General features: G+C 60.0%; 10 protein-coding genes and 1 pseudogene. 7 read left to right on the forward strand and 4 right to left on the reverse strand.

Features of this window, described 5'->3' with window-relative positions; translation table 11 throughout:
- Positions 1 to 29: 29 nt before the first annotated feature.
- Both VDP61_RS10805 and VDP61_RS10810 read right to left on the reverse strand, forming a co-directional pair.
- The gene (locus VDP61_RS10805; RefSeq protein ID WP_323006901.1) at positions 30 to 569 is read right to left on the reverse strand and encodes an RSP_2648 family PIN domain-containing protein; all 540 of its coding nucleotides are present in this window, start codon (positions 567 to 569) and stop codon (positions 30 to 32) included.
- The gene (locus VDP61_RS10810; RefSeq protein ID WP_323006902.1) at positions 566 to 1,807 is read right to left on the reverse strand and encodes an RSP_2647 family RNA methyltransferase; all 1,242 of its coding nucleotides are present in this window, start codon (positions 1,805 to 1,807) and stop codon (positions 566 to 568) included. Before VDP61_RS10810 ends, VDP61_RS10805 begins: the two co-directional genes overlap by 4 nt.
- A 223-nt stretch (positions 1,808 to 2,030) precedes the next feature.
- Here VDP61_RS10810 and edd point away from each other — a divergent pair, with 223 nt between their 5' ends.
- Both edd and eda read left to right on the forward strand, forming a co-directional pair.
- Positions 2,031 to 3,830 carry a phosphogluconate dehydratase gene (gene edd, locus VDP61_RS10815; RefSeq protein WP_323006903.1) on the forward strand — a complete coding sequence of 600 codons (1,800 nt, stop codon included), beginning with the start codon at positions 2,031 to 2,033 and terminating at the stop codon, positions 3,828 to 3,830.
- 94 nt (positions 3,831 to 3,924) lie between these two features.
- The gene (eda, locus tag VDP61_RS10820; RefSeq protein ID WP_323006904.1) at positions 3,925 to 4,563 is read left to right on the forward strand and encodes a bifunctional 4-hydroxy-2-oxoglutarate aldolase/2-dehydro-3-deoxy-phosphogluconate aldolase; all 639 of its coding nucleotides are present in this window, start codon (positions 3,925 to 3,927) and stop codon (positions 4,561 to 4,563) included.
- A gap of 186 nt (positions 4,564 to 4,749) precedes the next feature.
- On the opposite strand, the gene VDP61_RS10825 is transcribed toward eda, so the two are convergent.
- Complete coding sequence (locus tag VDP61_RS10825) at positions 4,750 to 5,034, reverse strand: hypothetical protein (RefSeq protein ID WP_323006967.1); 285 nt, start codon at positions 5,032 to 5,034, stop codon at positions 4,750 to 4,752.
- 36 nt (positions 5,035 to 5,070) lie between these two features.
- The gene (locus VDP61_RS10830; RefSeq protein WP_323006905.1) at positions 5,071 to 7,851 is read right to left on the reverse strand and encodes a glutamine-synthetase adenylyltransferase; all 2,781 of its coding nucleotides are present in this window, start codon (positions 7,849 to 7,851) and stop codon (positions 5,071 to 5,073) included.
- 99 nt (positions 7,852 to 7,950) lie between these two features.
- On the opposite strand from VDP61_RS10830, the gene VDP61_RS10835 reads away from it, so the two are divergent.
- From VDP61_RS10835 to VDP61_RS10855, 5 genes and pseudogenes are all read left to right on the forward strand, one after another.
- On the forward strand, positions 7,951 to 8,424 hold the full coding sequence (locus tag VDP61_RS10835; RefSeq protein WP_323006906.1) for a YbaK/EbsC family protein: 474 nt from the start codon (positions 7,951 to 7,953) through the stop codon (positions 8,422 to 8,424).
- Positions 8,425 to 8,591: 167 nt separating this feature from the next.
- Positions 8,592 to 9,044 carry a DUF2852 domain-containing protein gene (locus tag VDP61_RS10840; protein ID WP_323006907.1) on the forward strand — a complete coding sequence of 151 codons (453 nt, stop codon included), beginning with the start codon at positions 8,592 to 8,594 and terminating at the stop codon, positions 9,042 to 9,044.
- Between the two features lie 79 nt (positions 9,045 to 9,123).
- Positions 9,124 to 9,570 carry an RDD family protein gene (locus VDP61_RS10845; protein WP_323006908.1) on the forward strand — a complete coding sequence of 149 codons (447 nt, stop codon included), beginning with the start codon at positions 9,124 to 9,126 and terminating at the stop codon, positions 9,568 to 9,570.
- Between the two features lie 263 nt (positions 9,571 to 9,833).
- Positions 9,834 to 10,700, forward strand: coding sequence for an arginyltransferase (locus VDP61_RS10850; protein WP_323006909.1), 867 nt, complete (start codon positions 9,834 to 9,836; stop codon positions 10,698 to 10,700).
- 373 nt (positions 10,701 to 11,073) lie between these two features.
- Positions 11,074 to 12,827 (forward strand): annotated as a pseudogene (locus VDP61_RS10855) (acetolactate synthase 3 large subunit).
- Positions 12,828 to 12,849 lie beyond the last annotated feature (22 nt).

Below are 12,849 nucleotides of genomic sequence, written 5' to 3' on the forward strand. Positions count from 1 at the left end.
GGACAGGATTTGTCATCTTTCGCCCGCAGCTACGGCAGGGCGCGGGCCAGGCGGGTAAGTTTGGCACGTTTAAGCAGGGGTTTCAGGGCTTTTTCATCGCCTGACAGCCTGCTGGCTGTGGCGCGGACCCGGTCCAGCGCTTGCTCTACCTGTTCGGGGTGATGCGACCACAGCTCCCACAACAGCCCGTCAGGGTCGCGGCGATCAAGACCTTCGGCCAGCAACGTGCCGCGTGGAAAGTCTTTGGCATTCAGCGTCACGATGGCATCAGCATGGCCCGCAATGGCGGTGGCCAGAACATGAATGTCGTTGTCATCGGGCAAATGCAGGCGCATTTCCAACCCCGGCTGCGGTTTGACGCAGGCGTTGGGAAAGTGGATTTGGGCGCGGGCGATGGCCGCCAGCGCCTCGGCCTCGGCCTCTTGGCCAAAACGGGCGGCGGCGCGCTGCCATTCGCCAAGGATACGATCCGACCACAGCGGGGTAAAAAGCCCCTGCCCCGCCACAGCCAGCAGCACTTCGCGCATCACCGTGGGGAACAAGACGCAGGCATCAAGCGTCAGCTTCACCCGTCAAGCCGGTAAAACAACGCCTTGAGGTAACCACTTTCGGCCAGTTGCGGCAGCATCGGATGGTCTGGGCCGGCATGCCCGGTGTGCAGCAGTTGCCCGCGCCGCCCGGCACGCCCGATGCCACGCCCGCTGGCATTGCGAAAAGCGGTCAGATCGGCGGCATGCGAACACGAGCACAGGCCGATATATCCGCCAGGGGCGACCAGGGCGGCAGCAAGGCGGGCAACACGTTCATAGGCCCGCAAACCAGCCTCTAACGCGGGTTTTGCCGGGGCAAAAGACGGTGGGTCACAGATGATCACGTCAAACTGCGCGCCCTCGGCCGCCAACGCCTCCAGCACAGTAAAGGCATCGCCTTGGCGGGTGCTGAACCGATCGGCAAAGCCAGAGGCCTTGGCCCCCTGCTCGGCCAAGGCCAAGGCGGGGGCAGAGCCATCAACGGCCAGAACCGAAACCGCACCACCCGCCAAAGCCGCCAACCCAAAGCCGCCGACATGCGAGAACATATCAAGCACACGCGCGCCCCGCGCCAGACGTGCGGCAAAGGCGTGATTTGGGCGCTGGTCAAAGAACAAGCCGGTTTTCTGCCCGCCGATCAGATCGGCCATATAGGTCGCCCCGTTCATCGGCACAGGAATCGGCGCCTCAACCGCGCCCGCCATGATCAGATTTTCCTCGGTCAGCCCTTCGAGGCTGCGCGCACGGCCCGTGGCATTTTTCAGGATGTTTTTCACCCCGGTCACAGCGATCAAAGCAGCGACCAGCATATCAATATGCGCCTCGGCCCAGGCCGCGTTGGGCTGGATGACGGCCGTATCACCAAAACGGTCGATCACGACGCCCGGCAGCCCATCGGCCTCGGCATGGACCAGACGATAAAACGGCGCGTCATAAAGTCGGTCCCGCATCGCCAGCGCACGGGCCAGCCGCGCCTCTAGCCACGCCTGATCAATCACCGCCTCGGGGTCTTGATCCAGCATCCGGCAGATGATCTTGGATTGGGTGTTCACGGTCACCAGACCCATGGCGCGGCGGTCAGCATCCTCCAGCACGGCAAGCGAGCCGGGCGCAAGGTTTTGCGTGCGCCGATCGGTGACCAGTTCATCCGCATAGACCCATGGAAAACCATGGCGGATCGCCCGCGCCTCGGCCTTGGGTTTCAGGCGCACAACCGGGCGCGTTGCGGAAAGGGTGTTTGCGGGGTCGCTGTCATGCGATGGGGAGGTGCTGTTCATGCCCCCTCTTTATCGGGTTTCATTGGCATGGGAAAGCCCGTCTGTAGGGGCCGTGCCAATTACCGCAACTGCAAGCGGCATCGCCCTGGGCCTGACACGGCCTTGGCGAGCAAAGGCTTGCCGGGTTGCAAAAGAAAAGCGTAATTTCAGGGGATCGCACTTTTCTTTTCTTTCAGTTAGCGCTAACAGTGCCAAACATCGCGCAAACCCCATGAGGCAAGAGATGACATTGAACAGCACCATTGACCGGGTGACCGATCGTATAGTCAAACGCTCGGCAGCGACGCGCAGCGCATATCTGGCGCAGGTAGCGGCAGCGGTGGCCCAAGGGCCGGCACGGGCGCATCTGTCTTGTGGCAATCAGGCGCATGCCTATGCGGCCAGCAGCGACAAAGAGGCGCTGATGGCGGAGCGCCTGCCCAATATCGGAATTGTGACCGCGTATAATGACATGCTGTCAGCGCATCAGCCTTATGAGCATTACCCCGACCTGATCCGCGCAGCGGCGCGCAAGGCGGGGGCCACGGCACAGGTTGCAGGCGGTGTGCCTGCAATGTGCGATGGGGTGACCCAAGGCCAGCCGGGGATGGAGCTGTCGTTGTTTTCGCGTGATGTGATCGCCCTGGCTGCAGGGGTGGCGTTGTCGCATAACGTGTTTGATGCGGCGCTGTATCTGGGGGTGTGCGACAAGATCGTACCGGGGCTGGTGATTGCTGCGGCAACCTTTGGGCATATTCCGGCGGTGTTTGTGCCTGCAGGCCCCATGCCAAGCGGGTTGCCCAATGATGAGAAAGCAGCCGTGCGCAACGCGTTTGCCACCGGCGAGGTTGGGCGCAAGGAATTGATGGCAGCCGAAATGGCAAGCTATCATGGCCCCGGCACCTGCACTTTTTACGGCACGGCCAACACCAATCAGATGTTGATGGAATTCATGGGGCTGCATCTGCCCGGTTCCAGCTTTGTGAACCCCGGCAACGGGTTGCGCGACGCCCTGACCGGGGCAGCGGTGGAACGTGCTGCCGCGATCACCGCGCTTGGCGCGCATTTCACCCCGGCAGCCGAGGTATTGGATGCGCGGTGTTTCGTGAATGGCATGGTTGGGTTGATGGCGACAGGTGGCTCTACCAATCTTGTGCTGCATTTGCCTGCGATGGCACGCGCGGCGGGGATCTTGATTGACCTGGAGGATTTCGCCGATATTTCCGACGCCGTGCCACTGATGGCCAAGGTTTACCCGAATGGCCTGGCCGATGTGAACCATTTCCACGCTGCCGGCGGGCTTGGCTTCATGATCGGGCAATTGCTGGACGCGGGCCTGCTGCACCCCGACACCAAGACCATTCTGGGCACCGGGCTTGAGGCCTATCGCCAGGAACCCAAGTTGAAAGACGCGGCATTGGTATGGGCGCCAGGGGCGGCAGACAGCCTGAATGACAAGATCTTGCGCCCGGTTGCCACACCGTTTGCAGCCGTTGGCGGGCTAAAGCAACTGTCGGGCAATCTGGGACGCGGGGTGATCAAGGTTTCTGCGGTCGCACCCGAGCGCCACATAATTGAGGCCCCTGCCCGCATTTTTCACAGCCAGCACGCGGTGAAAGCCGCGTTTCGCGCGGGCGAGTTCACGGCTGACACCGTGGTCGTGGTGCGGTTTCAAGGACCGCGCGCCAATGGCATGCCCGAACTGCATTCGTTGACGCCAATCTTGTCCGTGCTGCAAGACCGGGGCCTGAAGATGGCTTTGGTAACAGATGGGCGCATGTCTGGCGCAAGCGGCAAAGTGCCTGCCGCCATTCATGTCTCGCCCGAGGCGGCCTGTGGCGGCGCGCTCGGCAAATTGCTGGACGGCGATATTTTGCGGCTGGATGCGAATGCCGGCACGCTGGATGTGGTGGGCGTTGACCTGAACAGCCGCGCGCAGGCAAAGGTTGACCTGTCGGGCAATGCGCAAGGCATGGGGCGCGAATTGTTTGAGGTGTTCCGCCAGACTGTGGGCCCTGCAACCGAAGGGGCGCGGGTGGTCTAGCCCCGCCCCGAAGCGTTTGACCATCTTTCCAAACCCCGTCCTTCCAAACTCTTTCCTTCCAAACCCCGTCCTTCCACATAAGGAACCGCTGGATATGACCCCTTCCGCGCAATCGCTGGCCGCCGCCGAAATCTGTCTTTTGGCCCCTGTAATCCCGGTTTTGGTGATTGAGGATGTGGGCAAGGCGCAAGGCTTGGCCAAGGCGCTTGTGGCAGGTGGCTTGCCTGCCCTGGAGGTGACGCTGCGCACACCGGGCGCATTGGAGGCGATCCGCAGGATGGCGGATGTAGAGGGGGGGGTCGTTGGGGCCGGCACCTTGCTGACGCCTGCCGATGTGAAAGCAGCCAAGGCGGCTGGGGCAAGGTTCGGGGTGTCACCGGGCGCCACCATGAAACTGCTGGACGCTTGCGCGGAACATGAACTGCCCTTGTTGCCCGGCGCGGCCACCGCAACCGAGGTGATGATTTTGCTGGAGCTTGGCTATAGCGTGCAAAAGTTTTTCCCCGCCGAGGCCGCTGGCGGCGCGCCTGCGCTGAAATCCATTGGGGGTCCGATCCCGCAGGTGCGGTTTTGCCCGACGGGTGGCATCAGCCTGAAAAACGCCCGCGACTATCTGGGGCTGGCGACAGTCTTGTGCGTTGGCGGTTCGTGGGTGGCCCCGGCAACGATGGTTGCGGCCGCGGATTGGGCCGGCATCACCGCACTGGCTGCCGAGGCCGCGAAACTGCGCTGAGACGCTGCGGCGCGCCTAACGATGCCTGACAATCTTACAGGCCCGCCCTTTGGGCGTTGCGCCTTTGACTTGAAACAAGGCCATCACATAATGCGTTGAAGCCCTTGATTTCAGGCTGCTCTGAAAAAAACCGTGGCGCAAACAGACCCGCGCGAAAATCTGCTTTGGCTGGCGATTGTTCGCCGCTCATCTATCGGCAAAGCGCGCCGCACGCCCCCCCCGGCGTTTGGGGCCGCTTGGGTCTTTTACCGCTGCGGGCTCTAGTGCGGCCTGCAAAACGGCGGTCATCGGGTGGGTCTTGTCGCCGCCATAGGTCGCTAAAAGATGCAGCACCACCGGGCGCGTATCGGCATCCAACGGCAGGCTGAGCGCCCAATCCATAAAGATGGACCGGCATTCGGCAGCGGTAATCCCCTCAATCCGGTAGCTTTCGCGGATCAGGCCCTTGGGGTCAGCTTTCGTCAGGTCCATCATTCCCATTCCTGCCCCGAAGGGCGTATTCTTGCGTCACGCGCCCGCCAAGATGCGGCTTATCACCGCCTCGGCTTTGCCCAGTACCTCGGACAAGCGCCGTGACAGCCCTTCCACATCATTCTGTCCGGTTTCGCGCAACAAAAACGCACGCGCACCCGTTCCGAGCTGGTCCATATCCAGCGCCTTGTCAGTCAGTAACCGTGATCCCGCCTGCAAGCGCCAGCACAGCCTGTAGGCATCCAGCAAGGCTTGCTCATCCGATTGCGACATATAGTAGCATTTAACGCCGGTGCGAAGCTGCGATTCGACCCGCCGCGTCGGATTTCCCGCGCGCAACGCACAGCTTTGCGCCAACAGTTCGATATCCATCAGGCGGCCGGGGCCGTTCTTGGCATCCCAGGCACTTTGGGGCGGCTTGGCGCTGGCAAGACGGTCGCGCATTTCGGCAACATCTGCCAACACGGTTTCACCGCTGGCCTTGGTCATCAGCACCTCACGCCGCAGCGTTTCAAACTCGGCTTGCAGATCGGCATTGCCAGCCAGCGGATGCGCGCGGGTCAAGGCCAGATGCTCCCATGTCCAGGCCTCATTCATCTGATACGCTTGAAAGGAATGGATCGAGGTCGCCACCGGCCCTTGCCGCCCCGATGGCCGCAAACGCATATCGACCTCATAAAGCCGCCCTTCGGGCATCAGGGCGGTGACGGCGGTAACCATTGCCTGGGTCAGACGGGCAAAATAGGGCCGGATGGCAAGCGGTTTGCGACCCTGACTATATTCGGCCTCGCCCGCGTCATAGATCACGATCAGGTCAAGGTCAGAGCCGGCGTTCAGCCGCCCCGCACCAAGGCTGCCCATCCCCAAAAGAATGGCCCCCCGCCCTGGCGGCAGCCCGTATTTCAGCGCAAACTCGGCCTGAACCACAGGCCAAAGGGCGGCAAGCGTGGCCTCGGCCAGATCGGCATATTGCTTGCCCGCCTCAAACGCGTCGATCAACCCGCGCAGGTGATGCACCCCGATGCGAAAGTGCCATTCCTTCATCCAGCGGCGGGCCGCATCAAGTTTGCGTTCATAATCGCTGATGTCGGCCATCGTGGCAGTCAACCCGGCGGTAAGCATAGCAAGGCTGGGCCAAACGGCAAAGAAACTGCCGCCAATCACCGCATCCAGCACCCCGCCATTGCGCGACAGATACAGGGCCAGCGCAGGCGAGGTGGCGGCGATATCAACGATCAGGTCCACCAGTTGCGGGTTCGCCTCAAACAACGAAAATATCTGCACCCCGGCAGGCAGGCCCGCAAGAAACCCATCAAAGGCAATCAGCGCCTCATCGGCATTGGCAGCACTTTGCAGGCGCTTTAGCAAGCCTGGCCGCACCCGCCGGAAAATCGCGCCCGCACGTTGCGAGCGCAGCGCCGGATAACTATCCCAGCCGCGCACGATTTCGCGGGCATTGTCGGAAAGCTCCGGGCCATCTTCGGCCTCGGCGGGGGCAAAAAAACCCTCGGTCAGATGATCGGTACGTTCCAGACGGTCGATAAGACCGGCGCGGAAATCGGCATCGCTTTGGCCACAGAATGCCGCGATACGGGCGACGCCCTCGGGGGTGGCAGGCAGATCATGGGTCTGGGCGTCATTGATCATTTGCAGCCGATGCTCCACCTCACGGTGCGCCCGGTAAAGCGTGGTCAGCTCTGTCGCGGTTTCCAGCGGTATCCAGCCCTTTTGCGCCAGGGCCGCAAGCGCCGTCACGGTTTGGCGGCTGCGCAGATCCGGGTCTCGTCCACCGGCGATAAGCTGCCGTGTCTGGGTGAAAAACTCTATCTCGCGGATGCCGCCGACACCCAGCTTCATGTTGTGGCCTTCAACGCTTATGGGGCCGTGCAGGCGGCGGTGGTCGCGGATGCGCAGACGCATGTCATGCGCATCCTGGATTGCCGCAAAATCCAGATGCTTGCGCCAGACAAAAGGGGTCAGGGTTTTCAAGAACCGCGCGCCCGCCGCGATATCGCCCGCGCAAGGCCGCGCCTTGATCCAGGCGGCTCGCTCCCAGGTGCGGCCCACGCTTTCATAATAGCTTTCGGCAGCCGTAAAGGACAGGCATACGGGCGTCACAGCGGCATCGGGGCGCAAGCGCAAATCGGTGCGAAAGACATAGCCTTCGGCGGTGCGGTCGCCGACCAAGGCGGCCATTTTCCGGGTCACCCGGATAAAAACGGCGCGCGCCTCATGCGCATCTTTGGGATAGCGCGATTCGTCAAACAGGCAAATCAGGTCGATATCCGAGGAATAGTTCAGCTCTGCCGCGCCCATCTTGCCCATGGCAAAGACCACCATTCCCGCGCCATCTTCAGCATCCTCTGGCACGGCACCCGGAATTTTGCCGCGCCGGATTTCATCGGCAACCAGCCGTTGCAACGATAATTGCACAGCGCAGTCGGCCAGATCGGTCAAGGCCCCGGTTACCGCCTCCAACTGCCAAACGCCGCCCAGATCGGCCAAGCCCGCCAGCAAGGCCACCCGACGCTTGGCGCGGCGCAAACCGCTGCCCAGCTTTTCAAGGGACAGTGCCTTCAGCTCTGCGAGCTCTACCGCAACAGCGGATTCGGGGGCCAGAGCCAAAGCGCGGCGCAGCCAGTCTGCCTCGTGCTGCATCAGATCGGACAAATACGGGCTGCACCCGGCAGCACCGACCAAAAGCGGCAAGATCTCGGGGGCGAGATCTGCGAATTTGGCAGCAATCAGGGATGCCGCCTGATCATCAAACGGCAATGGATGGCGGGTGATGCGGGCTGTAAAAGGGGCATATGTCATGGCGGCAGAATGACGAGGCACGCGCAGGCGGTCAACGGGCAAGCGCAAAATTGCATCAACCGCGAAACAGGCTTAAACTGCTGAAAAACGGGGGGCGAAATGAGCAAGAGTTTGCGACGGGTGCGCGCGGCATTAGAGGCGTCGGGCGTCGCCTTTGCGGTGCAAGAAATGCAGGCCGAGACGCGCACCGCCCCGCAAGCAGCGCTGGCCGTGGGCTGCGCCTTGGATCAGATCGTCAAGTCCTTGCTGTTTTGTGGCCAGAACAGCGGCAGGCTTGCGCTGTTTTTGGTAGCGGGCGGCAACCAGCTTTCCGAGGCCAAAGCCGCATTGGCCCTGCAAGAGCCACTGTCGCGGGCCGATGCACCTATGGTTCGCGCGATCACCGGCTTTGCCATTGGTGGCGTTGCCCCGATCGGGCATTTGACGGAATTGCCGGTGTTCATGGACCCGGCGCTGATGGCATTTGACACGGTTTGGGCAGCGGCAGGGACGCCAAACCATGTGTTTTCCATCGCCCCGCCAGCGCTTTTGCAGATCAGCAAGGCGCGGCTGACAGAGTTTATTGATTATTAATGCTTTAGCGCCAATACGTTACTATGACGGTGGCGTCTTTTCTTGCAAAAATGTAAATTTCCTTAACATGGTGACTTGAAAGCCAGGCAGATAATAACAATCTTGGTGATGTAAATCGACTAAACATTAACAAGATCACCCCCAAGATCACCCACGGAGAGTGCATAATGTATGACACAACGCCTCATCGCCTGAATTGCGGTATTACCAGCTGGCCTCGCCGTGCGCAAAGCTGGCTGGATGATCGGGGCAAAGGGGCCTGGATTGCCGCGATGGTACTGGGCTTTATCTTTGTCTGGCCAGTTGGCCTTGCCCTTCTTGCCTATATGATATGGAGTAAACGCATGTTCAACCGTTCCGGCTGCGGCCCCCGTCGCCACGCGCATACCCCCTGGAAAGCAAACTCCAGCGGCAACAGCGCCTTTGACGCCTACCGCGACGAAACCATTCGCCGCCTGGAAGACGAGCAAGGCGCGTTTGAAGCCTTCCTGAAACGGCTGCGCGATGCCAAGGACAAGCAGGAATTTGACGCCTTCATGGATGAGCGCGTAAAGGCCAATGCGTCCGAGGCTGTTGGCAAATCTTCTGAAGATGTTGCCAAGGATGTTTCGGCCTATTGAGCGCTTAACCTTCTGCCCGAAACAGTCGGGCGGCCCGTTTTCTCTGGGCCGCCCCTTTTTTCCCTTCAAAGGTCATTCCATGCTATACACTGACGCCCTGCCCGACCCCGAATATCAAAGTGAGTTTTACCAGGGCGTGCCGCTCAAGCGGGGCATGGCCTGGGTTGTCGATACCATCCTGACGCTGATTTTGACCGCGATTATCGTGCCGTTCACGGCCTTTACCGCCCTGTTTTTCCTGCCCCTGCTCTATCTTCTGATGAATACGGCTTATCGTTGGATCAGCCTGTCAAGCAGCTCTGCCACCCCCGGCATGCGCCTTGTCGCGGTTGAGTTTCGCCGTGCCGATGGTCGTGCCTTTGATGGCGCGACTGCCTTCTTGCACACGATGGGTTATCTGGTCAGTATGGCGTTTGTCTTGCCGCAAATCCTGTCGGTTGTGATGATGCTGCTTAGTCCCAAGGGCCAAGGCCTGACCGATACAGTGCTGGGCAGCGTCGCGATCAACAAAACCGCACGGTATTGAAACGCGTATGATCCTGAAAGTCAGGGCTGCTCTGGCCGTGATCTTCCCCCGAGAAGCGTGGAAAAGCGCGCTGATATAGCCATAACCGCAAACCCTATAGCGTTTCGCCTTTGACTTGAAACACGGCCTGCCACACAACGCGTTGAATTCTATGCGTTCAGACAGCGATATGTGAAGAAGGCTTCAAGGCGAAACGCTTTATCCTTGGCGGCGCGGGTTGGGCTTGCTAGCGTAGACATGACATTTATGATATTCGGACGCCGATGCGACACACTCTCCCCCTCGCGCCGCAGTTTTATGTAACCGCCCCGCAACCCTGCCCATATCTTGATGGGCGGATGGAACGTAAGCTGTTTACGGCCCTGCAAGGCGAACATGCACAAAAGCTGAACGATACCCTGTCAAAGCAAGGGTTTCGTCGGTCGCAGAATGTGCTGTATCGGCCATCCTGCGCGGAATGTTCGGCCTGTTTGTCGGCGCGGATCAGGGTGGCCAATTTTATCCCTTCGCGCACCCAGCGCCGCGTCTTGCGCCGCAATTCTGCCTTGACGCGCAATGCGACCAGCCCCTGGGCCACCGAGGATCAGTTTTCCTTGTTCCGCCGCTATCTGGATTATCGCCATGCCGAAGGCGGGATGGCGGATATGGACATCTTTGAATTTGCCGCGATGATTGAGGAAACCCCAATCCGCAGCCGGGTGATTGAATATTCCGAAACGCAGGGGCGTGGCCCGGTTGAACTGTCAGCGGTATGCCTGACAGATGTGTTCGATGATGGGCTGAGCATGGTCTATTCGTTTTATGATCCCGATCTTGTTGGCCGCTCTCTGGGGACGTTTTTGGTACTTGACCATATCGAAATAGCGCGGGCGGCTGGCCTGCCCTTTGTCTATCTGGGCTATTGGGTGCCCGGCAGCAAGAAAATGGGCTATAAGGCCGGGTTTTCAGGGCTTGAAATTTTCAAGGCCGGGCAATGGCAGCCCGTTGGCAACCCAGAGGATCATAAATCCGTCCTTCACCCCCTGTCGGTCGAGCCGATTGCCGAGCAGGTCGCCCGGATCAGCCTGCCAGACGGCCGCGCGCCGAAAGGCCTGCCAACCACCCTGCCAGAGCCGCCGCTGATCGGCTGAGGCACGGCCTTGCCCGTGCATGGCCTGGTTTGCCGTGCTCATCTGGACATTTACCGGCAATCGGCACAAAAATATGCCGGAAATTTCCTATTTCTTACGTGTATCCCTGATATTTTGAAACTTTCGAGTAGATTATCTTACCTTCCGCGACACTTTATTCCGACTTTTGGGTGTTGACGCGCCTTTTGACCCGCAATATGGTCGCCCACGCACTCAAGGGTAAGGCACATGAGCAATCTCGTCGTTGTCATTTTGAAAAGGCGTATGGGCCGATAGCGGAAAACCCTATCCAATCCCCATGCGCCCCCGCTTTATCCACGGGGGCTTTTTGTTGCGAATGGCCGCGTTCTGCGGCGACAGAGGAAAGAAGACTATGGCACAGGCGATGACTGGCGCGGAAATGGTGGTTCAGGCCATGAAAGATCAGGGCGTAGAGGTGGTCTTTGGCTATCCCGGTGGCGCCGTCCTTCCAATTTACGATGCGATTTTTCAGCAAAACGACATTCGCCACGTCATTGTTCGGCACGAGCAAGGCGCTGTGCATATGGCCGAAGGCTATGCCCGCTCAACCGGAAAGCCCGGTGTTGTGCTGGTAACCTCTGGCCCCGGTGCGACCAATGCGGTGACGGGGTTGACCGACGCGTTGATGGACAGCATTCCGCTGGTGGTGTTCACCGGTCAGGTGCCGACGTTCATGATTGGCACCGATGGGTTCCAAGAGGCTGATACCGTTGGAATTACCCGGCCCTGCACCAAGCATAACTGGCTGGTGAAAGACACGGCCAATCTGGCCGAGGTTATTCATCAGGCGTTTCATGTGGCAACCCATGGCCGCCCCGGCCCGGTGTTGATTGATATTCCAAAGGATGTGCAATTTGCCACCGCCGATTACATGCCCCCATCCAAGGCCAAGGTCAGCCATTATCAGCCCCGCCTGAAGGGGGATATCGACGCAATCACCCGCATGGTCGAGATGATGGAAACCGCCGAGCGCCCGGTTTTTTATACCGGCGGCGGCGTTATCAACTCTGGCCCGGCGGCCAGCCGGTTGCTGCGTGAATTTATCGAAGCGACGGGGTTTCCGATCACCTCGACCCTGATGGGGTTGGGCAGCTATCCGGCATCGGGCGACAAATGGTTGGGTATGCTGGGGATGCACGGCACCTATGAGGCCAATTTGTGCATGCATGGGTGCGATCTGATGCTGAACATCGGGGCGCGGTTTGATGACCGGATCACCGGGCGGATTGCCGATTTCTCCCCCAACAGCCGCAAGGTGCATGTGGATATTGACCAATCAAGCCTGAACAAGGTGATCCGCGTCGATGTGCCGATCTTGGGCGATGTGGCCCATGTGCTGGAAGAGGCGTTGCGTTTGTGGAAGGCGCGGGCAGCAAAGTAAACACGCCTGCGCTGGCAAAATGGTGGAAGCAGATTGCGGAATGGCGGGCGGTGAATTGCCTTGACTACAAACCCTCGGACACGGTGATCAAGCCGCAATATGCCTTGCAGCGGCTGGAGGCGCTGACCAAGGGGATGGACCGCTATATCACCACCGAAGTCGGCCAGCACCAGATGTGGGCGGCGCAATTTCTGGGCTTTGAAGACCCGAACCGTTGGATGACCTCTGGCGGTCTGGGCACGATGGGCTATGGCTTGCCGGCCTCGATCGGGGTGCAGATTGCACATCCCGATGCCTTGGTCATCAACGTCGCGGGCGAGGCAAGCTGGCTGATGAATATGCAAGAAATGGGCACAGCGATGCAATTTCGCGCGCCGGCCAAGCAATTCATCCTGAACAATGAACGTTTGGGCATGGTCCGCCAATGGCAGCAATTGCTGCACGGTGAGCGCTATTCGCAAAGCTGGTCGGAAAGCCTGCCCGATTTTGTCAAACTGGCCGAGGCCTTTGGCTGCAAGGGCATCAGGTGTTCCGACCCCAAGGATCTGGATGATGCGATCATGGAGATGATCCGCTATGACGGGCCGGTGATTTTTGATTGCCTTGTGGCGAAACATGAAAATTGTTTCCCGATGATCCCATCAGGCAAGCCGCATAATGAGATGCTGATGGGCGATGCGGATACGCAGGGGGCGATTGGCAATACGGGTGCTGTTTTGGTTTGACGAGGCTTTAAGTTGCAAGCGC

The organism is Pseudorhodobacter sp. (assembly GCF_034675685.1).
Taxonomy (GTDB): Bacteria; Pseudomonadota; Alphaproteobacteria; order Rhodobacterales; family Rhodobacteraceae; genus Pseudorhodobacter.

Bases quoted from the DNA above. Each gene is read 5' to 3' on its own strand.
- edd (WP_323006903.1), top strand. From the start codon at position 2,031: ATGACATTGAACAGCACCATTGACCGGGTGACCGATCGTATAGTCAAA.
- VDP61_RS10810 (WP_323006902.1), bottom strand. From the start codon at position 1,807: ATGAACAGCACCTCCCCATCGCATGACAGCGACCCCGCAAACACCCTT.
- VDP61_RS10845 (WP_323006908.1), top strand. From the start codon at position 9,124: ATGCTATACACTGACGCCCTGCCCGACCCCGAATATCAAAGTGAGTTT.
- VDP61_RS10850 (WP_323006909.1), top strand. From the start codon at position 9,834: ATGCGACACACTCTCCCCCTCGCGCCGCAGTTTTATGTAACCGCCCCG.
- VDP61_RS10825 (WP_323006967.1), bottom strand. From the start codon at position 5,034: ATGGACCTGACGAAAGCTGACCCCAAGGGCCTGATCCGCGAAAGCTAC.
- VDP61_RS10840 (WP_323006907.1), top strand. From the start codon at position 8,592: ATGTATGACACAACGCCTCATCGCCTGAATTGCGGTATTACCAGCTGG.
- VDP61_RS10835 (WP_323006906.1), top strand. From the start codon at position 7,951: ATGAGCAAGAGTTTGCGACGGGTGCGCGCGGCATTAGAGGCGTCGGGC.
- eda (WP_323006904.1), top strand. From the start codon at position 3,925: ATGACCCCTTCCGCGCAATCGCTGGCCGCCGCCGAAATCTGTCTTTTG.
- VDP61_RS10830 (WP_323006905.1), bottom strand. From the start codon at position 7,851: ATGACATATGCCCCTTTTACAGCCCGCATCACCCGCCATCCATTGCCG.